Genomic DNA, 24416 nt, shown 5'->3' on the forward strand with positions numbered 1-24416 from the left:
AAGATCAAGAAGCTGATAATCTTGAATACAATTTTAGTACTGTTTAAATTTATTAAATCAGTTAAATTACTCAGTTTTAAATATTATGATACAATTCAAAAAAGTTTATTTTATTTTATGGTTTTGATGATAAAGCACCAAATCATCAATAGGGGAGCGTAAAATTTTACCCATTTTCATTCCATATTCTAGAGCAGTTTCTTCAAGAACGTTTCTAAAATTATAAGCAACAGAACCTATACAATTAAATTCGTAATCTTGATAGTTTGGATAATGGCTTACTAAATTCTCGAAGAAATCTTTAAATGAAGTTTTTACCAAATTTCTAGAATACTCGATATTAACAGTAATATCATAGACAAATTTGCTAAAACTAGCGCAAAATCTATTTGGCAAAGGTTTTTTATAAATAGCTTCTAAAATATCATCAGGTGTTAATTTAAAAGTTTCCCAAAAAGAATCCCTCACATTTTTTGGCATATAACCCCTTACATAATCGCTTAGTAATTTTTTACCAATATAACATCCACTACCCTCATCACCTAAAATATAAGCTAAAGAATCAATATTCATTTCTAGGCCTTCACCATCGTAAATACAAGTATTGGTTCCAGTTCCTAAAATTGCGGCAAAGCCTCTATTATCTCCTAATAATGCTCTGGCGGCAGCCATTAAATCATGATCGACATGAACTTTTGCTTTGCTAAAAATAACTTTCATAGCATTTTCAACTACCTCAGCTTTCTCGTCGTTGTGTACACCAGCTCCATAATAATGGACTTCTTTAATTTTATCGACAGGTAAATCTCCAGGCATATTCTTATGCATAGATTCTATAATATATTCTGTATCAGAAAAATATGGATTATATCCTTCTGTATTGAACATTATTTTTTTACCACTATCTTCAATTAAACACCAACTAGTTTTAGTTGATCCACCGTCTGCAATTAAAATCATTATATATTTTTTAGGATTGGCTAAATTAGTAAAATCTTCTTATTGTACAAATCACACTATGTATGTAGTATTTATCCTTGAATAAACAATAACATTTGTATTCATCAATTTAATATGATATACAAATTCTAAGCCTAAAACAGGCATTGTTTCAAGCCCTTTTCTAAAATTTCCCTTTTCAGTTTTTTACCTATAAAAACAATTTTGGTTTCCCTGATTTCATATGGTTGCCATTCTTCACCATCAATAAAAACCGGACTTGATTTAACAGATTGTACAATTAATTTTTTTGTTAAACCCTCTATGTTTAAAATTCCTTTTATCCGGTAAAATGAGGCTCCTTGAATAAATAACATGACAGTTAGATAATGCCGTAATTTAATTAAATCAAAGCTTTTGTTATAAATAAAACTTTGTGAAGTAATATCATGATGATGATTTTCTGGTTTTAGAAGTAAAGAATTTGATGCAGGTGTTTTACCAGAAACTATTCTAAACGGATTTTTAACTTTTTCATAAGACTTTAAATTTAATAGTTGTTTGGTGTCTGCTTTTGCAAAATCAGTAAATTCAAATGGGCAAAAGGGTTAATCTTATTTACAATTTCCTTTACATTTTTAATGTATTCTTTATCATAACCCTCACATTTATTAAATATGATATAATCTGAGAAAGCAATTTGTTTATTAGCTTCCTCATCAATTCCTAAAACATCTAAAACATTTTTAACATCAACCAAGCAAACCGTTCCATCCAATTTAAATGCAGTTTGTACATTATAATCTGTCATGAAAGTTGCAGCAACTGCACTTGGGTCTGCAATGCCCGTAGTTTCAATAATTAAATGGTCGTAATCATAACTTCCAGTTACCAGTTTGTTTAATACTTCAAACAAATCGCCGTTTAAAGAGCAGCAGATACATCCGTTAGAAAGCTCAAAAATATTCTCATCTGTCTTAATGACTAATTCACTATCAATATTTATCTCTCCAAACTCGTTTTCTATAATCGCAAACTTTATATCAGGATTTTCTTTGATGATATGATTGAGCAAAGTTGTTTTACCTGCACCCAAAAATCCTGTTAAAATGGTTACAGGGACTTGTTTTATGGCCATTCACAAATATAGCACAATAATCAATTGTGATTATTTATGGTTAAAATGGAAATATGTTGAAATAAAAATTCTTTACATTTGATGATATCGCTTTTAGTAAACATGCCTAATATAAAACCTTTCAAAGCAATTTTACCCTCACAAGCTAAGGCTTCTAATGTGGTTGTAGGCTTAGAAAATCTATCAATTTCTTCTGCAAAAGCAATAGGAAATGCAAATCCTTTCAGTTTTGTGCATTTGCTAGTTCCTAAAATCGAAAATTATTATCTACGAGGTTCTAAGCAAGAAATTGCATTTAAAAAGATTGCAGAAAATTTTGATGATTTTATTCAACAAGAAATTTTAGTTAAAGACAAGCAAGAAGCTATTTACATTTATACAAAATCAAAAAATGGAAATGTTAAAACTGGTATCTGGACAGTTTCTAATATTCATGATTACTTATCTAATCAAATCAAAAAACACGAACTAACACGTTTAGAAAGAGAGAAAGGACTTGTAGAATATCTGCAACAAACAGGTTTAGATGCCAATCCGGTTTTAATCACTTTTGAGAAAAATGATGATTTGGAAAAAATCATTAAAAATGAAAAATTAAAGCCTGCACATTTAGATTTTAATATTGCTGATGAACAACATCAAATTTGGAAGGTGACTGACGAGATAGTTAATCACAATATTCAAGCAATTTTTAGGAAAATGCCAAATACCTACATTGCAGATGGCCATCATAGGGCTGCAGCAGCTTGTAGCTACGGAGTTGAACGTAGACTATTAAACCTAAAGCATAATGGGAGCGAGGAATATAATTACTTTTCCTCAGTCTATATAAGTGCTGATCAATTAGAAATACTTCCATTTCATCGTTTTTTAAAACTTAACCATCTATTTGATCATGTAGAAATTTTAGAATTTTTAATGGATAATTTTAAAATTAAAGAGATTGAAAGAAAAGATTTAATTCCAACCAAAGAACATTTTATTGGATTTTATTACCAAAATAAAGCTTATCAAATAGATTTTAATGATTTTTTAAATAGCAATATTTTACATGATTTGGATGTTAGCCTTCTGCAAAAAAATATCTTAAAACCATTATTTAATGTTAATGATCCTCGAGAAGATGAAAAGCTATATTTTATTGGTGGTGAAATAGATTTAGAGTTAAATTTGAATATGATTGATCTTGGGAAATTTGATATCGCTTTTTTTCTTTATCCAACTTCGATTAAAGATTTAATGAAAATAGCAGACTTAGGAGAAACCATGCCACCAAAATCTACCTGGTTTGAACCTAAATTTTTAGCGGGTTTAATAACTCATGAGATGGATTAATCTAATGCTTTCAACAAAATCCAATATCTAAAAGCAGTTAGTGCTTGCTCAAACTTTGTTAGTTTTAGAGGATCTTTTTTATGTAATGAAGGTAAGAGCCTCTTGTTTAGGTTATTAATAGCTTTAAAAAAGGTTTTCATAAAAATTATAATTCAAATACCATTCCCTTTTTGGGGATAGCTACTGCAATGTTTTTCTCTTTTAAACTGTTTTTTAAAGCATCCATACTTTCACGCTCGCCGTGTACTAAAAATACTGTTCTAAGAGAAAGACTTGGGATTGCCATAATATAATCCAACAAATCTTGATGGTCTCCGTGGCCACTTAATAAATCTGTTTTTTTGATTGTTGCAAAAACTGAAAGCTCTCTTCCTTTGATATTTACAATAGAATCTCCTCTTAATAATCTGTGTCCTAAAGTTCCTTTTGCGCAGTAGCCAATAAAGAAAATTGTGGCGTAAAAATTCTGGATGTTGTAAAATAAATGGTCTTGAATCCTCCCGCCTTCTAACATCCCGGCAGAAGAAATGATGATACAAGGCTCAAAATGGTCGGATATTTCTTTGCTTTCTTTTAATTCTTTAACGTAACTCAAATTATCAAATTCAAATCCATCGCCTTTGGCATTATAAAAAGAACGAGCCTCTTCACTTACATATTTATGGTGTTTCCTATATATTTGAGTGGCCATGGTTGCCATTGGGCTATCAACAAATACGGGAATAGGAGGGAGTTCATGATCGGTAAAAATCTTATTTAAAGAAAACACCAAAGATTGAGTCCGTCCCACAGAAAAGGCAGGAATAATTAAACGTCCGGGTTGCTCAATACAAGCTTCCCTTATCGCTTTAATCAACACATTTTTTAAGGATTCTTTATCGGAATGTAAACGCCCACCATACGTTGATTCGCATACCAAATATTGAGTTTCTGGTAAATATTCTGGGTCATTTAAAACGGGATAATTTTTACGACCGATATCGCCGGTAAAAGCAATGGTTTTATTCTCTCCATTTTCTAAAATAGTGAAATGAGCGGCCGCTGCACCTAATAAGTGTCCGGTTGGTATCAGCCAAAGCGTAATATTATTTGTTATTTTAAAATCCTGATGAAAGGAGATTGGAACAATTCTATCCGCTGTATCGTTTACATGTTTTTGAAGATAAAGCGGCTGTACATTATTATAAGCCTTGTTTTTATTACGATGAAACTTTTTATGTCGCCTAGATTTATTTTGTTTTCCCATGAAAATGTTCACAGAATCTGATAGCAACAATTGAGTTAAATCTGCAGTTGGATAAGTACACAAAATTTGACCCTCAAAACCGTTTTTAACCAAAGTTGGCAAGTTTCCGCTGTGATCAATATGAGCATGAGTTAAAATCACGACATCAATATCAGAAGGATTAAATGGAAAATTTTCGTTTTGGCTTAATTCTACACCGCCCTCATAATTTAGTCCGCAATCAACTAAAATCTTATAATTATCTATCTCTAAAAGATGCATACTACCAGTTACCTGTTCTGCAGCACCCCAAATGGTTAATTTCATTTACAAGTCTTTGAAAAAGAATACAACGATGTTGAAAATTAAATGTTTTGATATAATTCTATTAAATCAGCAGCAATTTTTTCATCTTCAAAATTCTCAGCATATTCTTTACCTTTTAAAATCATTTCATTTTGTAAAGAGTTGTTATCCCAAACTTTTAAAATAGTTTGTGCTAATTCTTCTTCATTATCTGGAGAAATATATACTGAGTTAGGTCCGCCAGCTTCTTCTAAACAGGAACCACTTGCAGCAATTACAGGAATACCAGAAGTTAAAGCTTCTAAAATGGGTATTCCAAAACCTTCAAATCTGGAAGGATAAACGAAGATTTTTGCTAATTGGTAAATAGCCGGCAAATCTTGAAAAGAAACATCAGATAAAATTATAACTCTGCTTTTTAAATCGTTTTTAAGTATAAAATCATTTAGTTGATCAACATATTTAGTTTTTTTACCTACCAAAACTAAATTGATATTTGATGGTAATTGAACCAAAGCTTTTAAAATAAGTACTTGGTTTTTACGAGTTTCTATACTCCCAACACAAAGTAAAAACTCATCTGCCAAATTATATTTTGCTTTGCTTTTTGCTTTCTCATCATCAGAAACTTTTTTACTAAAAGAAGCATCACATCCTTGGTAAATTACTTCTATTTTCTCAGCATCAACCTCAAAGAATTGAATAATATCTCTTTTGGTTTGCTCACTTATCGCGATGATTTTGTCTGCGTTTTTACAAGCCGAACGAAATTTATAATCGTAAATTTTTCTATCTAACCATTTAAAATATTGGGGATAGTGCAGATAAATTAAATCGTGAATAGTAACTACAGATTTGATTTTTGCTTTTTTTAATCCAATTGGTAACTCATGGCTTAATCCATGATAAATTGCTATCCCATCATTCTTTAAATTTCTTACAACTCCTCTTGATCGCCAAGAAGATTTTAAAAAAGTTTTTGGTGCAGTTACAATAGAAACATTTTTTAAATGAAATAAAAAATTTGTCCGAGGATTTTTTGCCGCTTTTGGTGCGTAAAGAAAATATTGATTTTGTGGCTGATTTTCGGATAAAATTCTAATTACAAAACGAGCATAATTTCCTAAACCTGTAAAGTTTTGAAATGCTCTTTTTGCTTCGAATCCGATTTTCATGTTTTTAAGAGTTGTAGGTTTTAGGTTTTAAGTTACAGGTTACTAAGTAAATACTTAGAACCTATAACTTATCACTTACAACTCAATTAAACAGCAACGCTATGATCTCTCAAAGCATCGTTTAAAGAAGTTTTTTTATCTGTTGATTCTTTTCTTTTTCCGATAATTAAAGCACAAGGAACCTGAAATTCACCGGCAGGGAACTTTTTAGTATATGAACCTGGAATTACAACAGAACGCTCTGGTACAACCATTTTATGCTCAACTGGTTCTGGACCTGTTACATCAATAATTTTTGTTGAAGCCGTAAGCACAACATTTGCACCTAAAACCACCTCTTTTTCTAACCTAACTCCTTCAACAACTATTGCTCTAGAACCTAAAAAACAGCCATCTTCTATAATTACCGGAGCAGCTTGAACTGGTTCTAAAACGCCTCCAATACCAACGCCACCACTTAAATGAACATCTTTTCCTATTTGCGCACAAGAGCCAACTGTTGCCCAAGTATCAACCATAGTTCCACTATCTACATAGGCGCCAATATTTACATATGATGGCATCAAAATAACTCCTTTAGCTAAATAAGAACCATAACGGGCTAATCCGTGAGGTACAACCCTAACTCCGGTTTTTTTGAAATCGGTTTTTAACTTCATTTTATCATGAAAAACAAAAGGGCCAGCCTTTATTTCTTCCATTTCCCTGATTGGGAAATACATGATTACTGCCTTTTTTATCCAATCATTAACATGCCATATGGTCCCCACTTTTTCTGCAATACGTATTTCACCTGAATCTAAACGGTGTATAATACGTTCAATAATATCTTTATATTCTTTAAAATTAAGCAGGTTTCTGTCGTCCCAGGCTTCTTCTACGGCTTTTTTAAATTCGGTTATCATTCTAATTTTGTTTTTGTGCAAATTAAAGGTTTTTTTGCAACACAAGGGAATTTTGCTTTATTTTTGAATACGATGGCAGATAAGTTAAGAATTGATAAATATCTATGGTCAATACGTTTGTTTAAAACGCGTTCTCTAGCAACTGATGCCTGTAAAGCAGGTAGGGTTAAAAAGGAAGGAACAAATATAAAGCCCAGCCATGAGGTTAAAATAGGAGAGGTTTATCAGGTTTCTAAAGCCATCGAAAAAAAGATTATCAAGGTTTTAGAACTTTTACCAAGCCGTGTAGATGCAAAAAAAGCAGTTTTAGCTTATGCCGATTTAACGCCACCAGAAGAAACGGCAAAATATAAATCTATGTTCCATTCGCCAGTTCTAACACGAGATAAAGGCGCAGGAAGACCAACAAAAAAAGACCGTAGGGAAATTGATGATTTAAGTGATAGTTTTTTTGATGTTGAGGAGGAGTAGTTAGTTAGTTAGTTAGTTTTTATAAAACTCTCCATTACCTTTAAACTTAACAATGCATCGCTTAAAGAACAAGGATTTTCTTCTTTATCTAAAAAATAATTCACTGTTTTCTCAATCATGTTTTGTTGTACATGGAAAGGATTCTCAAAATTAAAAACCTCTGTTTGTCCGTTTTTTATCAATGCCATTTCATTACTGAAAAAAGAAAAGATAATTTTTCCTTGGCTTCCAATAATTTCGCATTGTTCTATTTCATTATTTGGATAAGCGTTAAAATTCCATATCCCACTAAATGTGATATTATTTTTAAATAAAATTTGTCCTACTGTCATATCATCAGCCTCGCTATTTTGAGCTTGATTTTTTGAAAATCCCTGACTAAATATCGGAGCACCTAAAATATGAACTAGTATATCTAGTTGATGAGGCGCTAAATCATAAAATAATCCTCCACCTGAAATTACTGGATTCAATCGCCAGTTCTCGTCGCTTTTAGCAATCATATCAGAATTTGGTTGTTGTAATAACTTTAAATCGATAATTCTTATTTCTCCAATTATCCCACTTTCTATCAATTCCTTTAATTTCACAAATAGCGGTAAGGCTCTGCGATAATGAGCGACAGTAACTTTTTGATTGGTCTGTTTTTCGACTTCAATTAACTCTTCACACTCATCAACTGTTAATGTTACTGGTTTTTCTATGTAGACATTTTTCCTTGCCTTCATTGCCTGTATGGCATAATCTTTATGAAAAGCAGGAGGAGTGGCAATATAAATCGAATTAATATTTGGATCCTTTATTAAATCATCTGCTGAAGCATACCACTTTTCTATTTGATGCCTTTTTGCATAATCTGCAGCTTTTTCTGCATTACGACGCATTACTGCTTCTATTTTAGAGTGAGCAACTTTGTTAAAAGCTTGACCACTTTTTATTTCCGTAACATCGCCACATCCTAATATTCCCCAAGTTATAATTTTCATGTTTTTTAAAGTTTTAGTTGTTAGGTTTTAAGTAGTAAGTTCTAAATAAAATATCAATTTGAAATTTAGGTGTGAAAATAATATTTACCTATTACCTTAAACTCATTTTAATAATCAATTCTTTTTTCACTTTTCTCCCACAAATTAAAAGCCTTAATAGCTTCATCAGCTAAAATTTGCTCGGATTTTAATTTTCTATTTTCTGGTGTTAAATCTAATTCTTGGTAAATAAAAGCATCATCAAAACCGATATTTGCAGCATCTTTTTTTGTGTTGCCATAATACATTTTATCTAATCTGCCCCAATAAATTGCTCCTAAACACATTGGGCAAGGCTCGCAACTGGTGTAAATTACACAACCTTCTAAATTAAAAGTATTTAAATTAGCACAAGCTAATCTTATAGTGGCTACTTCTGCATGTGCCGTAGGATCATTTGTTGTTGTTACTGTATTTGCACTTTGAGCTATGATTTTTCCATCTTTCACAATCACCGCTCCAAATGGTCCGCCTAAATCTTGTTCTACATTTTGGTGAGATAATGCTATGGCCAATCTCATAAATTCTTGATGTTTTTCCATATTAGTGTTCAAAAAAAAAGTCTAGCTAAAAGCCAGACTTTTAAAATTATTTTTCGGCTAAATTATTTCTGATCTTTTTTATAAGCTTCATTTAATCCAGCAATTACTTCTTTTGTAACATCCAAACTTTCATCAGCAAATAAAATTGCGCTATTTCCTTTAGAATAAGTTAAAACCATTTTATAGCCTTTATCCTTAGCGTGAACTTTTAAATACTCAGCTACTTTGTTATATAACTTTTCATTTTCTTTAGCTTCCTCACCTTGTAAAGCAGAACCTGCATTTTGTTGGTAAGCTTGTAATTCTTGTTGTTTTCTAGCTAAACGTTGTTCTGTTTGTGCTCTTTGGTCAGCACTCATGGTATTTGCGGCTTGTTGATAAGCAGCAACTTCACGTTGAAAAGCAGCACCTTTATCTTTTAAATCAGATTCTGCTGTTTTAGATTTACCTTCAAATTTAGATTTGATTTCTTTAAAGTACTCGTAGTTAGTTAATAAAGAATCAGAGTTTACATAAACAATACCTCCAGTTGCATTAACTGCATTTTCTGTATTTAAAGCTTTAGAAGAAGAATCGGCAGTTTTAGGCTCTGTTTTATTGTTGCAAGAAGAAACAGCTACAATTAAGGCTAATCCGATACTAGTCTTTACAACATTTGAAAAAATTTTATTCATTTGATATTTTTTTGTCGGCAAATATAATGATTAGTTTTATAGTTCATTAATTCAAAATCCACAAAAAAAAGGTCTTATTTTTCGATAAGACCTTTTTAAATTTTTTGAAACTTATGCTAATTGAGTATCCAATTTTCCTGCTAAAACAGATTTTGGCACTGCACCAATTTGTTTATCTACAATTTCTCCGTTTTTAAAGAATAACAATGCAGGTATATTTCTGATACCGTAATTCATAGAAATTTGAGGATTATTATCCACGTTTACTTTTCCTATAACTGCTTTACCTTCATATTCTTTAGCTAATTCTTCAACAACTGGTCCAACCATTCTACATGGTCCACACCATTCTGCCCAAAAATCTACTAAAACTGGTTTATCTGATTTTAATACTAACTCATCAAAGTTAGCGTCTGTTATTTCTAATGCCATGATATTTTTTTATAATGATTTATCAAATATAAAGCCATGTAACCGATTTCACAAATAGATAAATGTAATTTGCAGATAGCTATAATTTATATTGAATTTGGCTTATGGTTTGATAAAATATCAAAAAAAGCATATATCATTGAATAAATACCTAAAACTAAGTCTGAAAATATTTGCCTGGATTGTGGGATCCATAATTGGGCTTTTTTTATTAATTGTTGTTCTTATCCAAATTCCAGCAATACAAAATATTCTAAAAAATAAGGTTGTAACCTATTTAGAGGGCAAATTTAAAACTCCTGTTAAGATTGATAAAATAGAAATCGGTTTACCTAAAAAATTGGTTTTACGTGGTTTTTACTTTGAAAGCCAAGCAAAAGACACTTTACTAGCGGGTGATAAATTGGCAGTTGATATTTCGTTGTTTAAAATACTAGACAATCAAATTGAAATTAATTCTTTGGATTTAGAGGGAATTGTAACAAATATAAATCGAAGCCAAGATTCTGTTTTCAATTTTGATTACATGATTAAAGCTTTTGTTAGCGATCAAGCAAAACCACCAACGCCAACAGATACTTCTGCTGCCATGAAGTTTTCTATCAGTAAAATTAACCTCGATAAAATAAGGGTTCGCTTTAATGATGCCATTACAAAAAATGATGTTGACGTTTATTTAAATCATTTTGATACCAACATTAAAAAGTTTGATTTAGATAAAATGGATTTCAAAATCCCAAAAATCACTTTAAATGGATTAGACGTGAAACTAAAGCAAGGTCTAATAGAAGAAGTTGCAAAAAATACTGTTGCTAACGCAGATGCTGCTTCATCTTCCCCTGATTTAAAATTAGAAATCGGCAAATTAGACCTTCAAAAAATAGCGGTTGATTATAACAATGGTGATGGTAAATTAGTTACCAAATTGAATTTAGGAAAACTTTTGGTTGATTTTAATGAAATTAACCTTAAAAAACAGTTGGTAGATATTAAATCAATAGAGTTTGCAGATACAAAAGGAAACCTGGTTATAGGCAAAGAATTAAAAGATGCCGTAAAGAAAGCAACAACAACAGATTCTTCATCTTCCTCAGAAAATGCCAATTGGAAAGTGAATTTGAGAAATGCGGATTTCGATAATATAGCTTTTGCATTTGATGATATGAATGCTCCTCGCCAAAGAAAGGGAATGGATTTTATGCATTTAGACATGAAAAATATCAGCTTAAACGCAGATAATTTCTTTTATAGTTTAGATACCATTTCTGGCGATATCAATAAATTTACTTTACAGGATAAAAGTGGCTTAAATGTACAAGAGTTAAAAACTAACTTCTTTTACGGACCAAAAAATGCCTTTTTAAAAAATCTATATTTAAAAACTCCGCAAACTTTATTAAAGGATGAAGTGATTGTGAAATATCCCTCAATTGATGCTTTATCAAAAACTCCTGGAGAATTATATATAGATGCAAATATTAACGGTAGTAAATTAGGGTTTAAAGATATTTTATTATTGGTGCCTACGCTTTCTACAACTGCACCTTTTAACACCATGCCGAATGCGGTTATGAATATCAATAGCAAAGTGATTGGACAAGTTAAGGACATTAAAATCCCTAAGCTTGAAATCTCTGGAATTGGAAATACTCGTATTGCTGCAAGTGGAAATATTAAAGGTTTGCCAAATGTAGATAAAGCTTATTTCGATTTAAATATCAAAGATTTTAGATCTACTAGTAAAGATATCAATGCATTTATTTCAAAGGGAACTATTCCAGCTAACATACAATTGCCTTCAACATTTGGAGCAAAGGGATTTTTTAAAGGAGGCATCAATAACTTTAATACCAATTTAGCTTTGGCAAGCAGTTATGGAGCTGCCAAAATTAAGGCAAGTTTTGATCAAAGAGTAAAAAATAAGGAAAGATATCAGGCTGTAGCCGAAATTGATAATTTTAACGTTGGTAAATTAATAAAAAACGATTCGGTTGGCAGAATCAGTTTAAGAGCAAACATAAAAGGCATCGGGCTTGACCCAAAAACTGCTAATGCAACTTTAGATGGTACTCTAATCAAAGCCGTTTATAATAAATACACTTATAGAAATTTAGATCTAAAGGGGAATATCGCAAATGGTTTGTTTAAGGCTTTCGCCGATATGAAAGACCCAAATCTTTATTTTAACCTTGCTGCTAACGGAAGTTTTAAAGATAAATATCCTGCCGTTAAAATGAAATTGAATTTAGATAGTGTAGATTTAAATGCCTTAAATTTATACGCAACTCCTTTAAAAGTTAGAGGATTTTTAGATGCCGATATTAAAACTGCCGATCCCAATTATTTAAACGGAAATATTTATTTAACAAAATTATTAATTGCCGATTCTAAAGAACGTTACCAATTAGATTCTGTAAAAGTAATCTCGACAGCAACCTCAGAAAAAAACAGTTTAAAATTAACCTCACAAATTCTGTCTGCTAGTTTAGATGGCAAATATCAATTAACAGAAGTTGGAACTGCTTTAAGCAATACAATTGCAAAATATTACAACACAGGTACTTCCACAACCAAGCCCGATACTTTAAAAACACAACGTTTTAATTTTGCATTAAACGTTTCTGACGATCCAATTTTATACACTTTAGTTCCCTCTTTAACCAGAATCGAACCTATCGCAATTAAAGGTAGATATAATAGTAATGGCGATTCTTTAGTGGTAAACGGAACTTTGCCAAAAATTGTTTACGCCGGCAATACCATTACTAATGGTATATTAAATATAAAAACGGATAGCTCGGCATTAAAATACAGCTTATTAATAGACCAGATTAAAAGTGCATCCCTACAATTGAACAAAACAAGTTTAACGGGTCAGTTAAAAAATAATCTGCTGGATTATCGTCTAAGAGTTTTAGACAAAACCGATAAAGAACAATATTTAGTTGCTGGTAACCTAAAAGCTTTAGAAAATAATGATAGTGAATTTAGGTTAAATCTTGACGGTTTAAAATTGAACTATCAACCTTGGCAAGTAAGTAACGATAACTTAATTAAGTTTGGTGTAAATGGAATTTATGCTAATAATTTTGAAATCTCTAACACAGGGCAATCCATCAAAATTCAGTCGCAGCAAACTTCTGCAAACTCGCCTTTGGCAATAGATTTTAGCAATTTTAAAATAGAGACTATTACTAATATTTTATCCAAGGATTCCCTTTTAGCAGGTGGGGTTATAAATGGAAATGTAATTGCCAAAAACTTATCAGCAACGCCAACTTTTAATGCAGATATGACGATTAAGGATTTCAACTTTATGACAGATACAGTTGGAAATGTTGCAGTAAAAGTGAATAACAATACTCCAAATATCTTTAATGCAGATGTTGCTATCACCGGAAACGGAAATCAGGTAAATCTTGCTGGTCTTTACAATACTACAAGCAGTAGTTTTGATATGAATTTAGATATGCAACGTCTAAATTTAAAAAGTATTCAAGGGTTTACTTTGGGTAATATGACGGATGCGAAGGGTTATTTAAACGGAGCGTTTACTATAAAAGGAACTGCAACCGCACCTCAAGTAAGGGGAGATTTAGCGTTTAACGATGCGGCTTTTAGAGTTACCCCTTTAAATTCCTATTTTAAAGTTGGGTCTGATAAAATTGTTTTTAATGGTGATGGGATCTTATTCAACGAATTTGCTTTATCAGATTCAGCTGATAATAAACTGTCTGTAAATGGCGCTATTTATACCAAAACATTTACAGATTTTAGGTTTAATCTGGAAGTAGATGCCGATAATTTTATGGCTGTAAATTCTACAGAAAAAGACAACGAACTTTATTATGGTAAGCTTTTATTTGATACCAAGATGCGTATTAAAGGAGACTTAAATAATCCAATAATTGATGGAAGTATAAAAATAAACAAAGACACAAAACTTACTTTAGTTTTACCACAATCAGATCCTGGTATTGCAGATAGAGAAGGAATTGTAGAGTTTATAGACCAGGATGATCCTGCTTTTAATAAAGCGTTTATTTTACCTGATTCTTTAAATCAAGCTCCATTTAAAGGGATGAGTTTAGCCATGACAATTGAGGTGGATCCAGAGGCAGAATTGACCATGGTCATTGACAAAGGAAACGGAGATTTTGTTAAACTAAAAGGAGAAGCAGAATTAAGTGCAGGTATTGATCCATCTGGAAAAGTAAGTTTAACTGGTAAATATGAATTGGCAGAAGGTTTCTATGAAATGTCTTTCAATTTCATAAAACGTCAGTTTCAAATTCAGAAAGGAAGTACCGTTTTATGGACAGGCGATCCGTCATCAGCAACTTTAAATGTTACTGCGATTTACATTGCTAACACGGCCCCTATAGATTTGGTAGGTGATCAATTAGCATCAGGTTCTGCTGCAGTAAGAAATACTTATAAGCAAAAACTGCCATTTAATGTATTGTTAAATATGGATGGAGAGTTATTAAAACCCGAAATTTCATTTGATGTGACTTTGCCTGATGGTAACTATAATGTTTCTACAGATGTTTTAAGTACTACAAAAACGAAACTCGCACAGTTAAGAGAACAACCATCAGAACTTAATAAGCAGGTTTTTGCATTACTATTACTGAATAGGTTTATTGGCGAAGATCCTTTTGCAAGTGAAGCGGGTGGTGGCGGAGCCGAATCTTTAGTAAGACAGAGTGTGAGTAAGATTATATCTCAGCAATTGAATGATTTTGCTGGAGATTTAATTTCTGGTGTCGAGCTTAATTTTGATTTAGAATCTACAGATGATTATACCACAGGAAACCGTGAAAACCGTACGGATTTAAACGTTGGTTTATCAAAACGATTATTGAACGATAGGTTGAAAGTCACTATTGGTAGCAGTTTTGGATTAGAAGGTCCGCAACAGAGTAACCAACAGGCAAATAATATTGCTGGAGATGTAGCTGTTGATTATTCGTTATCAAAAGATGGAAGATATTTATTAAGGGCATATCGTAAAAACCAATATCAAGTTGCTTTGCAGGGGCAAGTGATAGAAACCGGATTAGGCTTTATCATTACAATGGATTACAATAAGTTTAAAGAGCTTTTCGAGAAATCGAAACAAAAAAAACAAGATAAAAAAGAACAAAATACCGAGAGCAAATAATATGAAATTGAAGCATCTTATATATCTACTAACTATATCTTTAATTATTGCATCTTGTAGCAACACTAAGTTTTTGCCTAAAGGCGAGTTGCTTTATATGGGTGCAAAGATTAAGATTGAGGGTGATAGTGTAACTAAAAGAGAAAAATCCATTTTAGATGCAGAGTTAGAAAGCATTTTAAGACCTAGACCAAATTCATCTATATTAGGATTAAAACCAAAATTATACATCTATAATATTACTAAAACCGATAAGACTAAAGGTTTAAAACATTATTTAAATACTAAAATTGGAGAGCCTCCAGTGTATTTTTCTAAGGTAGATTTAGATTATAACGTAAAACTGATTGAAAATAGATTGGATAATCGTGGTTATTTTAAAGGTAGGGCTTCCGCCGATTCAATATCCAAAAATAAAAGAGCAACCGCTATTTATACAGTTAAACCCAATTTTCAATATAAAATTAGGGAAGTAAAATTTCCTACAGATTCTGGTAATTTAAGTAAGGCAATTGCTGCTTTAAAAGAAAGCACTTATTTTAAACCTGGCGAACCTTATGATTTAGATAAAATAAAAGCAGAGCGAACTAGAATTGATGCTAAATTGAAAGAAGAAGGTTTCTTCTATTTTGGGCCAGATTTTCTGATTGCACAAGTAGATAGCACAGTAGGAAATCATCAGGTAGATATCATTGTCAAAATTAAAAATGAAACTCCAAACCAAGCTAAAAATATTTACAGTATAGGCAATATTTATGTTTATCCAGATTATAGTTTAGGCAACGATAGCATCCAAAAAAGTTTAGATTCTGCTAGAGTTTATAAAGATTTAATAGTAATTGATCCAAAAAGAAAATTTAAGCCTTCAATTTTTGATAGGGCTTTGCAATTTAATAAAGGAGATATTTATAACAGAACAGATCATAACCTCTCTCTAAATAGATTGGTAAATGTCGGCACATTTAAATTTGTAAAAAACGAGTTTAAACCTTCGGATTCTTTAAATAGTGCTTTGGATGCTTATTATTATTTAACGCCATTGCCAAAAAAATCTATTAGAGTAGAGTTATTAGGTAAAACTAATTCGGCGAATTATACCGGATCAGAAGTAAACGTAAACTGGACCAATAGAAATGCTTTTAGAGGGGCAGAACAATTAACTTTAACAGCTTTCGCTGGAATAGAGACACAGGTTTCAGGTCAAAATGGTGGGTTTAACGTACTGCGTTTTGGTGGTGATGCAAGTTTAACCTGGCCTAAATTTGTAGTTCCTTTCATAAATTTGAAGTCTGTTGGCGCTTATACTCCAAAAACAGTAGCAACTTTAGGTTTCGAATACCAGGATAGGTCTCAATTATATTCTTTAAATACATTTAGAGGGTCATTTGGATATTTGTGGAAAGAGAATATAAGAAAAGAGCATCAACTTAAATTAACCGAGATTACCTATACCAATTCATCTAATGTTTCACAACTTTACATGGATCAAATAAGTCAGAACCAGAGCTTACAACGTGTAATTGATAAACAATTAATTTTTGGACCTTCTTACAGTTTTACCTATACAACAACTGCAGAAACACAAAAGAAAAACACCATTTATTATAAAGGTCAGGTAGATTTAGCAGGAACGGTTTTCGGTTTATTTAAAAAAGGAGATGTTTTAAATGGTGATACTGCAAGAGTATTTCAAGTCCCTTTTAGCCAATATGTAAAAGTTGAAAACGATTTTAGGGATTATTTCAAAATTGGTTATAAATCTACCATTGCGAGTAGAATAATTGCAGGAGTAGGTTTTCCTTACGCTAATTCCGGACAATTACCATTTATCAAACAATTTTTTATTGGTGGTACAAATAGTTTAAGAGGTTTTAGGGCTAGATCAATTGGACCAGGTAACTTTAAAAAAGAAGTTGATGAAAATTCATTTTTGCCAGATCAATCAGGTGATCTAAAATTAGAGCTAAATGCCGAGTATCGTTATGATTTCACATCTATATTTAAAGGTGCATTATTTACGGATGCTGGTAATATATGGTTATTGAACAGAGACCCGCTAAAACCAGGAGCTAAATTCAGTAATGAATTTTTAAGTGAACTAGCTATTGATGCCGGTGCTGGTGTAAGATTAGATTTATCATTTTTAATATTACGTTTAGATCTGGCATTCCCTATTAGAAAGCCTTATTTACCAAGAGGAGAAAGATGGGTTATCAACGATATTAACTTTGGGGATAAAGCTTGGAGAAAAGAAAATTTGGTATTTAACCTAGCAATTGGTTATCCTTTTTAGGTTTATTCTTATTTTTGGTTTTTATTTTTTTTAATGAGCCATATATTAGATAATCCTATTTATAATTCTTTAAACTCAAACCATACTCAATTTTCTGAAGGTACATCTCAAGTTAAATATTATCAACGCGATATAGCCGCATTTGCAGGGATGGAAACTTATGATGAGGAAAGTTTTAAAAAACTTCATCAGCAAGACCCTGAATTATTTATACTTTTTTCTCCAAATAATTTATCTATACCATTTAATTTCAATTTAGTTAAGAAAATTGAAATGCTTCAATTGGTTTACAATGAAAATTATATTCCTATTGGTGATGATGATATTGAAATTATAGATTTAAAGGAAGAAAATATTTCAGAAATGATAGACTTGGTAAATCTTACCCAACTAGGTCCTTTTTTATTAAATACCATAACTTTAGGTAATTATGTAGGAATCTTCAAAGACCAAAAATTGGTTGCAATGGCAGGGCATCGTTTTCGTCCACTTAATTATATAGAGGTTTCCGCTGTGTGTTGCCATCCAAATTATTTGGGTAAAGGTTTTGCTTACGCGATAATTAGAGAGCAGATCAAAAGGATTTTAGACAAACAACAAGTTCCTTTTTTACATGTAAGGGAAGATAATTTTGGAGCAATTAAACTTTATGAAAAGTTGGGTTTTAAAACTAGGTGTAATATGAAAGCCTATGTGATTAATAAATTTAAACTTAAACCTCATTAATAACCTAGCTATCAATCTTTATATAATGATAAACAAACAAAAAACAACTTCAATCTATTGTTTTTCAATTTAATAATCAATACTTTTGCAGTCCCGCAAAAAAGCGGAATTTAAAAACAATATTGTAAGAAATGAATCAATACGAAACCACTATCATTCTTACCCCGTTGTTATCAGAAGAAGTTGCTAAAGAGGTAATTGCAAAATTCTCTAAGTTACTAACTGATAACGCAGCCGAAATTGTTATGGAAGACAATTGGGGTTTGAAAAAACTGGCGTATCCTATCCAAAAGAAATCGACAGGATACTATCACTTAACTGAATATAAATGCTCAGGAGAGGTTATCGGCAAATTAGAAGTTGAATTAAAACGTGATGAGCGTGTAATGAGATTTTTAACAATTAGTTTAAATAAGCATGCTGTAGCGTACAATAACAAAAAACGTGGCGGAGCTTTTAACAAGAAAAAAGACACAGCGGAGGTAGCAAACTAATGGCACAAGACAAAATCCAATACGTTACTGCTCCCAAGGTGGAGGATAACAGAAAGAAATACTGCCGTTTTAAAAAGAACGGAATAAAGTATATCGATTATAAGGACGCTAACTTTTTATTGAAGTTTATTAACGATCAAGGTAAAATTTTACCAAGAAGATTAACAGGTACTTCTTTAAAATACCAACGTAAAGTAGCTCAAGCAGTAAAAAGAGCTCGTCATATTGGCGTATTGCCGTTTGTAACTGATGGTTTAAAATAAGGAGGCAAACATAATGGAAATAATATTAATACAAGATGTTAAGAAATTAGGCGAAAAGGATGATATCATCAATGTAAAGCCTGGTTTTGGTCGTAATTTTTTGATCCCACAAGGTCATGCTATTTTAGCTACAAGTTCGGCAAAGAAAGTTTTAGCTGAGAACATTAAACAAGCTCAGTTTAAACAAGATAAAATTAAAATGGATGCTGATGCTATTGCAGGTAAATTAGAAGGTGTTACACTTTCAATTGGTGCAAAAGCTGGAGAAAGCGGAAAAATATTTGGTGCAGTAAATACCATTCAGGTTGCTGATGCATTAAAGAAATTAGGCTTTGAAGTTGATAGAAGAAGAATTACTTTTGAAACTGATGTGAAGTTTGTTGGTGATTATATCGCTAATCTTAACTTACACAAAGAAGTTAAAGTACAAGTTCCTTTTACAGTTGTAGCAGAATAAGTTTTTTTTACAAATTATTTAAATGCTTCTTGAATTTTTTCAAGGAGCATTTTTTATTTTAGCAAATGTCTTCACAATCCAAAAGAAAAAATCATCGTTTTACGCTAAAAAAAATACTTAGGGGGTTTGGCAAAGCTTTACTTTGGTTTTTTGCTGTCACTATTTTTTGGGTTTTGCTATATAAGTTTATTAATCCATCAATCACATTTTTAATGGTAGAACGTGGTTTTGAACGAAAGGCAGATCATAAAAGTTGGAAAATTGATAAAGAGTGGAAAAATTTTGACGAGCTATCCATGAATTTAAAAAAAGCCGCTATAGCAGGCGAAGACGCTACATTTATGTCCCATCACGGTTTTGATTTTAAAGCCATTGAAAAGGCTTATTCTAAGAATCAAAAAGGCAATAAAGTTAGGGGTGGGAGTACGATTAGCCAACAAACGGCAAAAAATGTTTTTCTGTGGCCAGGCAGATCTTACATCAGAAAATGTTTTGAAGCTTATTTTACTTTCTTGATGGAAACTTTATGGAGTAAAAAAAGAATATTAGAAGTTTATCTTAATGTTATTGAAATGGGTGATGGGATTTACGGTGCAGAAACAGCTTCTCAAACTTACTTTAATAAATCTGCCAATAAATTAACCAAATCTCAAGCAGCTTTAATAGTTGCGGTATTGCCAAATCCCTTAAAATGGTCTCCATCACAACCAACAGACTATATTTATCATAAGCAATACCTTATTCTTAGAAACATAAAGAATTTAGAAAGATTGGGAGTTTTAAATAACGGATTCTAATTTGAAAACTTTAGAATGCCAACTATTTTTAAAAGGGATTTCCCAAGTAGTATATAACTGATCATAATTAGAAACCAAATTGTTAAATACGATTGTTTCCTGATTGATATTTCCAATTTTGATTTGATGCTCAAATTCATCTCTTGAACCTGATTTTACATCATCGTTTTCTTTCCAGGCGATGTGAAATCTATCAAATAGATTTACATTAAATTGCTTCTCAATCTCTTGCATTAAATGTACAGATTTATCAATAGAACAACCGCTTGCGCCAGCTTGTTGCTCATCTACAATTAAAATTATAAAACGATTGTATTTTATCTCAAAATCTGCTTTCAATTGTTGATTGTGTGCTGTCCAAGTGATAGTGAAATCTTTTAAAATTTGATTTAAAGAGACTATTTCCTCTGTATTAAAAACACGATCAGATTGGTAAATCCAAACTCTTGCTGCATCATTTGTCATGATACAAATTTATAAAAATTAAGGGCTATCATCAATAAACTAAATGTCATTGTTTTGAGCTTAAAAGTGAATAAGTTGAAAACTATTTTCTTCTATGCTATTATCACTCGATAAATTTATATATGAATTTGATTTTATGCATTTTAACAATTTTTAATTTTTTAATCACTGTTCATCTCAATGATATTGATAAAGTGAAATTTGAAAGTTGCAAAAAAGAATTGATTGAACAGTATCAATTGCACCAAGCAGAAAATTTATTTGATGCGAAGAAGACAGATTTAGAATTTAGCGATTTGGGTTTTTTAAGATACAAAAAAACAAATACAAATGGGAAAGTTGAATATTACAGTGTAAAGATCGAAAATTTGCAAAATATAGATTATCTCGGGAATGAAAATGCGGGATGGTTAATTATCAATTGTAAACAAGAAAGCATTATTTTTCAAACTTATAATGATAAAAACGGGAATGAGGATGAAATGGTTGACCAAATTAAAATACCATTAAAAAATACGGGTATTGAAAGTTTAAACATCATCAGCCTAAACTTTCAAGAAATCAAGAATTTATTTTTGACGAAATAAAAAACCGTTATTAGACAAGGATTAGGATTAAAGTTCTTTCCTTAATCTGGCTACCGGAATACTCAATTGTTCTCTATATTTAGCAACCGTTCTTCTGGCAATATTATAACCTTTATCCTTTAAAATCTCAGTTAGTTTCTCATCGGCTAAAGGCTTTAACTTATCTTCTTTGCCAATACATTCTTCTAAAATTTTCTTAACTTCTTTATTTGATACTTCTTCGCCACTTTCTGTTTGTATAGCTTCAGAGAAAAAAGATTTCAATAAAAAAGTACCAAATTCAGTTTGTACATATTTAGAATTCGCAACCCTTGATACGGTAGAAATATCCATACCAATACGATCTGCAATATCTTTTAAAATCATTGGTTTTAAGTTCCTTTCATCGCCATCAGATAAAAAGAAATCATATTGATAGTTCATAATCGCATTCATGGTTTTTAAAAGCGTTTGTTGCCTTTGCTTTATCGCATCTATAAACCATTTTGCAGAATCTAATTTCTGCTTTACAAAATGAACTGCTTCTTTTAATTTTTTATCCTTATCAGAGGTTTTTTCATAATGTTGAAACATTTCTTGATAAGATTTGCTTACCCTCAATTCTGGTGCATTTTTAGAATTAAGTGTTAATGTTAAAACGGTATCATTCTTAGAAATATGAAAATCTGGGATAACTTGCATCTGCTTCACATTAGAAGCTCCAGAATCACCTGGTTTAGGATTTAGTTTTAAAATCTCACCAACAATATCCTTTAAATCCTCTGGACTAACGTTTAAAGATTTTTCAAGTTTATCATAATGTTTCTTTGTAAATTCATCTAAATAATCCTCTACAACTTCAATAGCTTTTATAATTATTGGATTAGATTGATCTCTTTTTCTTAATTGAATTAAAAGACATTCTTGCAAGTCTCTAGCACCAATTCCAGCGGGATCAAATGTTTGGATAATTTTTAACAAATCCTCAACCTCTTCTTCTTCTGCCATAACATTTTGAGAAAAAGCTAAGTCATCAATTAAAGAAGGAATAGGTCGACGTAAATATCCATCATCGTCTAAACTTCCTATAATTTGTTGTGCAATTAAATAATCGTTATCACCTAAATGAACTAAATCCAGTTGTGCTTGTAAATTTTCAAAAAATGTGTTAGTTACCGCGAATGGAAGTTCTTTTTTATCATCATCATCATCGTTGTTATCATATTTACTTCCGTAATCGTTTATATTATCATCTTGTAAATAATCATCAACGTTAAATTCGTCGTAGTTTTCTTCGGTTTCTTTTTCAGAATAATCATCAGGATCCTTATCTGGATATTCTTCAACAGGTTCGTTCATATCCGCTAGACTAATATCTTCTAAAGCGGGATTTTCTTCTAACTCTTCCTTAATACGAGTGTCTAACGAAACCGTTGGCACTTGCAATAATTTAATAAATTGGATTTGTTGTGGAGAAAGTTTTTGTAGAAGCTTTTGTTGAAGGTTTTGTCTTAGCATGATTTTTGATTGTGAATCAAAGTTAAAAAAATCTATTTAAACCTCCTTAACAAATATCAAACCACTTCGTTTATTAAAGGTTACAATTATTTTCTGATATTATTTCTATTTTAACTTCAATTAATATATTTGTATTTAAAATAAATATTATGGCTTTTGTTAGAGATTTTAAAGATTTTGCAGTTAAAGGAAATGTAGTTGATTTAGCTGTTGCAGTAATAATAGGTGCTGCATTTGGAAAAATTATTACTTCGTTTGTTGCGGATATCATCACACCATTAATTTTACAACCGGCATTAGATGCTGCAAATCTCAAAAATATAGAAGATTTAACGATGATGGGTAATGTAAAATATGGTAGCTTTTTATCTGCTGTTATTAGTTTTATAATTATAGCATTGGTTTTATTTTTAGTTATCAAAGGAATTACAGCTTTAAAAAAGAAAGAGATAGCAACACCAGCCGCACCTGCAGCTATTTCTAAAGAGGAAGTGTTATTAACTGAAATTAGAGATCTTCTTAAAAATAACAGTATAAAAAACTAAAATTGGGCTATATTATTTTTTTAAAATAAGATTGCTATTTTAAAAAAACAAGCCTATATTTGCATTCTTGTTTTAAAAGACAGATTTACAATATAGCATCATGAAAAGAACATTCCAGCCTTCTCAAAGAAAAAGAAGAAATAAACATGGTTTTAGAGAAAGAATGTCTACTGCAAATGGTAGAAGAGTTTTGGCTTCTAGAAGAGCAAAAGGCAGAAAAAGACTAACAGTTTCTGACGAGCGTCGTCATAAAGCATAATTTTATATGCTGTTAATTACCATTATTTGGTAAATAATTCCGGCGTTTATATTAAGACATCGGTTTAATGGCATATAAGATAAACAGTTTCAAGAAAGAAGAACGATTATGTAATAAAAAGTTGCTTGCAACTCTTTTTAATAATGGTTCTTCTTTTTTATTATATCCTTACCGTGTTACCTGGCAATTCTCAAAGTCTGCTTTAGGTCTATTTCCTGTACAAATTGTAATTGGTGTTCCTAAAAAAAGGTTTAACCACAGCGTTGACAGAAATCTTTTGAAAAGGAGGATGAAAGAAGCATATCGTTTAAATAAAAATCTGAAACTTTATCCATATTTAATTGATAGTAATTTTAATCTGATACTAGGTTTAAATTACGTAGGTAAAGAAATTTTGGATTATGCTTTTATCCAAAAAAAATGGTGTCTATGATTGATCAACTTATAGAGATTTTAAAAACTAATGCAGATTCTAAATAAGATTTTTGGTTTTATTTTTTTGCTTATCATAAAAATATATCAATTTTTGATATCCCCTTTATTAGGCTCTTCTTGTAGATTTACTCCTACATGTTCGCAATATGGAGTAGAAGCCATAAAAAAGCATGGTGCATTTAAAGGAGGATGGTTAACTTTAAAACGAATTGGAAGATGCCATCCCTGGGGTAAACACGGTCATGATCCAGTTCCTTAATTATT

Annotated in this window: 26 protein-coding genes; 14 read left to right on the plus strand and 12 right to left on the minus strand. The window is 31.2% G+C overall.

Translation table 11 applies throughout. From position 1 onward, the window contains the following. Positions 1 to 105: 105 nt before the first annotated feature. The 3 genes from A5893_RS06800 to A5893_RS18050 form a co-directional block, all read right to left on the minus strand. A complete protein-coding gene (locus A5893_RS06800; protein ID WP_068821795.1) occupies positions 106 to 960 on the minus strand; it encodes an N-acetylglucosamine kinase in 855 nt (284 codons plus the stop codon). 134 nt (positions 961 to 1094) lie between these two features. Further along, positions 1095 to 1451: a GTP-binding protein gene (locus tag A5893_RS18045; RefSeq protein WP_317040588.1), complete on the minus strand. Its 357-nt coding sequence runs from the start codon at positions 1449 to 1451 to the stop codon at positions 1095 to 1097. A gap of 38 nt (positions 1452 to 1489) precedes the next feature. After that, entirely contained in the window at positions 1490 to 2077 is a 588-nt protein-coding gene (locus A5893_RS18050; protein ID WP_232456819.1) for a CobW family GTP-binding protein, read from the minus strand. A gap of 81 nt (positions 2078 to 2158) precedes the next feature. On the opposite strand from A5893_RS18050, the gene A5893_RS06810 reads away from it, so the two are divergent. Further along, positions 2159 to 3412 (plus strand): DUF1015 domain-containing protein, encoded by a 1254-nt coding sequence (locus A5893_RS06810; protein WP_082911360.1) that lies wholly within the window; start codon positions 2159 to 2161, stop codon positions 3410 to 3412. 145 nt (positions 3413 to 3557) lie between these two features. Here the strand turns inward: A5893_RS06810 and A5893_RS06815 are convergent, their stop codons facing one another. From A5893_RS06815 to A5893_RS06825, 3 genes are all read right to left on the minus strand, one after another. Then, a complete protein-coding gene (locus tag A5893_RS06815) occupies positions 3558 to 4964 on the minus strand; it encodes an MBL fold metallo-hydrolase (RefSeq protein ID WP_068821797.1) in 1407 nt (468 codons plus the stop codon). A gap of 38 nt (positions 4965 to 5002) precedes the next feature. Beyond that, complete coding sequence (locus tag A5893_RS06820; RefSeq protein WP_068821798.1) at positions 5003 to 6118, minus strand: glycosyltransferase family 4 protein; 1116 nt, start codon at positions 6116 to 6118, stop codon at positions 5003 to 5005. An 86-nt stretch (positions 6119 to 6204) separates the two neighbouring features. Next, the gene (locus tag A5893_RS06825; RefSeq protein WP_068821799.1) at positions 6205 to 7023 is read right to left on the minus strand and encodes a 2,3,4,5-tetrahydropyridine-2,6-dicarboxylate N-succinyltransferase; all 819 of its coding nucleotides are present in this window, start codon (positions 7021 to 7023) and stop codon (positions 6205 to 6207) included. A 72-nt stretch (positions 7024 to 7095) separates the two neighbouring features. Between A5893_RS06825 and A5893_RS06830 the strand changes: the two genes are divergently transcribed. Continuing rightward, complete coding sequence (locus tag A5893_RS06830) at positions 7096 to 7494, plus strand: RNA-binding S4 domain-containing protein (RefSeq protein WP_068822108.1); 399 nt, start codon at positions 7096 to 7098, stop codon at positions 7492 to 7494. A gap of 8 nt (positions 7495 to 7502) precedes the next feature. Here the strand turns inward: A5893_RS06830 and A5893_RS06835 are convergent, their stop codons facing one another. The 4 genes from A5893_RS06835 to trxA all read right to left on the minus strand — a co-directional run bounded on the left by A5893_RS06835 (position 7503) and on the right by trxA (position 10167). Next, positions 7503 to 8480: a Gfo/Idh/MocA family protein gene (locus A5893_RS06835; protein ID WP_068821800.1), complete on the minus strand. Its 978-nt coding sequence runs from the start codon at positions 8478 to 8480 to the stop codon at positions 7503 to 7505. A 107-nt stretch (positions 8481 to 8587) separates the two neighbouring features. After that, on the minus strand, positions 8588 to 9061 hold the full coding sequence (locus tag A5893_RS06840; RefSeq protein ID WP_082911361.1) for a nucleoside deaminase: 474 nt from the start codon (positions 9059 to 9061) through the stop codon (positions 8588 to 8590). A 62-nt stretch (positions 9062 to 9123) separates the two neighbouring features. Next, the gene (locus A5893_RS06845; RefSeq protein WP_068821801.1) at positions 9124 to 9735 is read right to left on the minus strand and encodes an OmpH family outer membrane protein; all 612 of its coding nucleotides are present in this window, start codon (positions 9733 to 9735) and stop codon (positions 9124 to 9126) included. Positions 9736 to 9846: 111 nt separating this feature from the next. Then, entirely contained in the window at positions 9847 to 10167 is a 321-nt protein-coding gene (gene trxA, locus A5893_RS06850; RefSeq protein ID WP_068821802.1) for a thioredoxin, read from the minus strand. A 139-nt stretch (positions 10168 to 10306) separates the two neighbouring features. On the opposite strand from trxA, the gene A5893_RS06855 reads away from it, so the two are divergent. The 7 genes from A5893_RS06855 to mtgA all read left to right on the plus strand — a co-directional run bounded on the left by A5893_RS06855 (position 10307) and on the right by mtgA (position 20364). Then, positions 10307 to 15334 carry a translocation/assembly module TamB domain-containing protein gene (locus A5893_RS06855; RefSeq protein ID WP_068822110.1) on the plus strand — a complete coding sequence of 1676 codons (5028 nt, stop codon included), beginning with the start codon at positions 10307 to 10309 and terminating at the stop codon, positions 15332 to 15334. Position 15335: 1 nt separating this feature from the next. Next, positions 15336 to 17627 (plus strand): translocation and assembly module lipoprotein TamL, encoded by a 2292-nt coding sequence (gene tamL / locus A5893_RS06860; RefSeq protein WP_068821803.1) that lies wholly within the window; start codon positions 15336 to 15338, stop codon positions 17625 to 17627. Positions 17628 to 17660: 33 nt separating this feature from the next. Continuing rightward, positions 17661 to 18353 (plus strand): GNAT family N-acetyltransferase, encoded by a 693-nt coding sequence (locus A5893_RS06865; protein WP_068821804.1) that lies wholly within the window; start codon positions 17661 to 17663, stop codon positions 18351 to 18353. A 131-nt stretch (positions 18354 to 18484) separates the two neighbouring features. Then, the gene (rpsF, locus tag A5893_RS06870; RefSeq protein ID WP_068821805.1) at positions 18485 to 18847 is read left to right on the plus strand and encodes a 30S ribosomal protein S6; all 363 of its coding nucleotides are present in this window, start codon (positions 18485 to 18487) and stop codon (positions 18845 to 18847) included. Beyond that, positions 18847 to 19110: a 30S ribosomal protein S18 gene (gene rpsR, locus A5893_RS06875; protein ID WP_068821806.1), complete on the plus strand. Its 264-nt coding sequence runs from the start codon at positions 18847 to 18849 to the stop codon at positions 19108 to 19110. The genes rpsF and rpsR overlap by 1 nt, the downstream gene beginning before the upstream one ends. Positions 19111 to 19123: 13 nt before the next feature. Further along, positions 19124 to 19567, plus strand: coding sequence for a 50S ribosomal protein L9 (gene rplI / locus A5893_RS06880; protein WP_068821807.1), 444 nt, complete (start codon positions 19124 to 19126; stop codon positions 19565 to 19567). Between the two features lie 65 nt (positions 19568 to 19632). Continuing rightward, the gene (gene mtgA / locus A5893_RS06885) at positions 19633 to 20364 is read left to right on the plus strand and encodes a monofunctional biosynthetic peptidoglycan transglycosylase (protein WP_068821808.1); all 732 of its coding nucleotides are present in this window, start codon (positions 19633 to 19635) and stop codon (positions 20362 to 20364) included. Here mtgA and A5893_RS06890 read toward each other — a convergent pair. Then, positions 20347 to 20829: an ABC transporter ATPase gene (locus tag A5893_RS06890; RefSeq protein WP_068821809.1), complete on the minus strand. Its 483-nt coding sequence runs from the start codon at positions 20827 to 20829 to the stop codon at positions 20347 to 20349. The two genes, mtgA and A5893_RS06890, sit on opposite strands and share 18 nt — an antisense overlap. 122 nt (positions 20830 to 20951) lie before the next feature. On the opposite strand from A5893_RS06890, the gene A5893_RS06895 reads away from it, so the two are divergent. Beyond that, a complete protein-coding gene (locus A5893_RS06895) occupies positions 20952 to 21416 on the plus strand; it encodes a hypothetical protein (RefSeq protein ID WP_068821810.1) in 465 nt (154 codons plus the stop codon). A 27-nt stretch (positions 21417 to 21443) separates the two neighbouring features. On the opposite strand, the gene rpoN is transcribed toward A5893_RS06895, so the two are convergent. Continuing rightward, on the minus strand, positions 21444 to 22913 hold the full coding sequence (rpoN, locus tag A5893_RS06900; RefSeq protein ID WP_068821811.1) for an RNA polymerase factor sigma-54: 1470 nt from the start codon (positions 22911 to 22913) through the stop codon (positions 21444 to 21446). A gap of 149 nt (positions 22914 to 23062) precedes the next feature. Between rpoN and mscL the strand changes: the two genes are divergently transcribed. From mscL to yidD, 4 genes are all read left to right on the plus strand, one after another. After that, on the plus strand, positions 23063 to 23458 hold the full coding sequence (gene mscL / locus A5893_RS06905; protein ID WP_068821812.1) for a large conductance mechanosensitive channel protein MscL: 396 nt from the start codon (positions 23063 to 23065) through the stop codon (positions 23456 to 23458). A gap of 100 nt (positions 23459 to 23558) precedes the next feature. After that, entirely contained in the window at positions 23559 to 23717 is a 159-nt protein-coding gene (rpmH, locus tag A5893_RS06910) for a 50S ribosomal protein L34 (protein ID WP_017258626.1), read from the plus strand. 67 nt (positions 23718 to 23784) lie between these two features. Then, on the plus strand, positions 23785 to 24150 hold the full coding sequence (locus A5893_RS06915; RefSeq protein WP_068821813.1) for a ribonuclease P protein component: 366 nt from the start codon (positions 23785 to 23787) through the stop codon (positions 24148 to 24150). A 30-nt stretch (positions 24151 to 24180) separates the two neighbouring features. Continuing rightward, positions 24181 to 24411, plus strand: a complete 231-nt coding sequence (gene yidD, locus A5893_RS06920; RefSeq protein ID WP_068821814.1) for a membrane protein insertion efficiency factor YidD — start codon at positions 24181 to 24183, stop codon at positions 24409 to 24411. Positions 24412 to 24416 lie beyond the last annotated feature (5 nt).

This window comes from Pedobacter psychrophilus (assembly GCF_001652725.1).
In the GTDB taxonomy this organism is placed as follows: domain Bacteria; phylum Bacteroidota; class Bacteroidia; order Sphingobacteriales; family Sphingobacteriaceae; genus Pseudopedobacter; species Pseudopedobacter psychrophilus.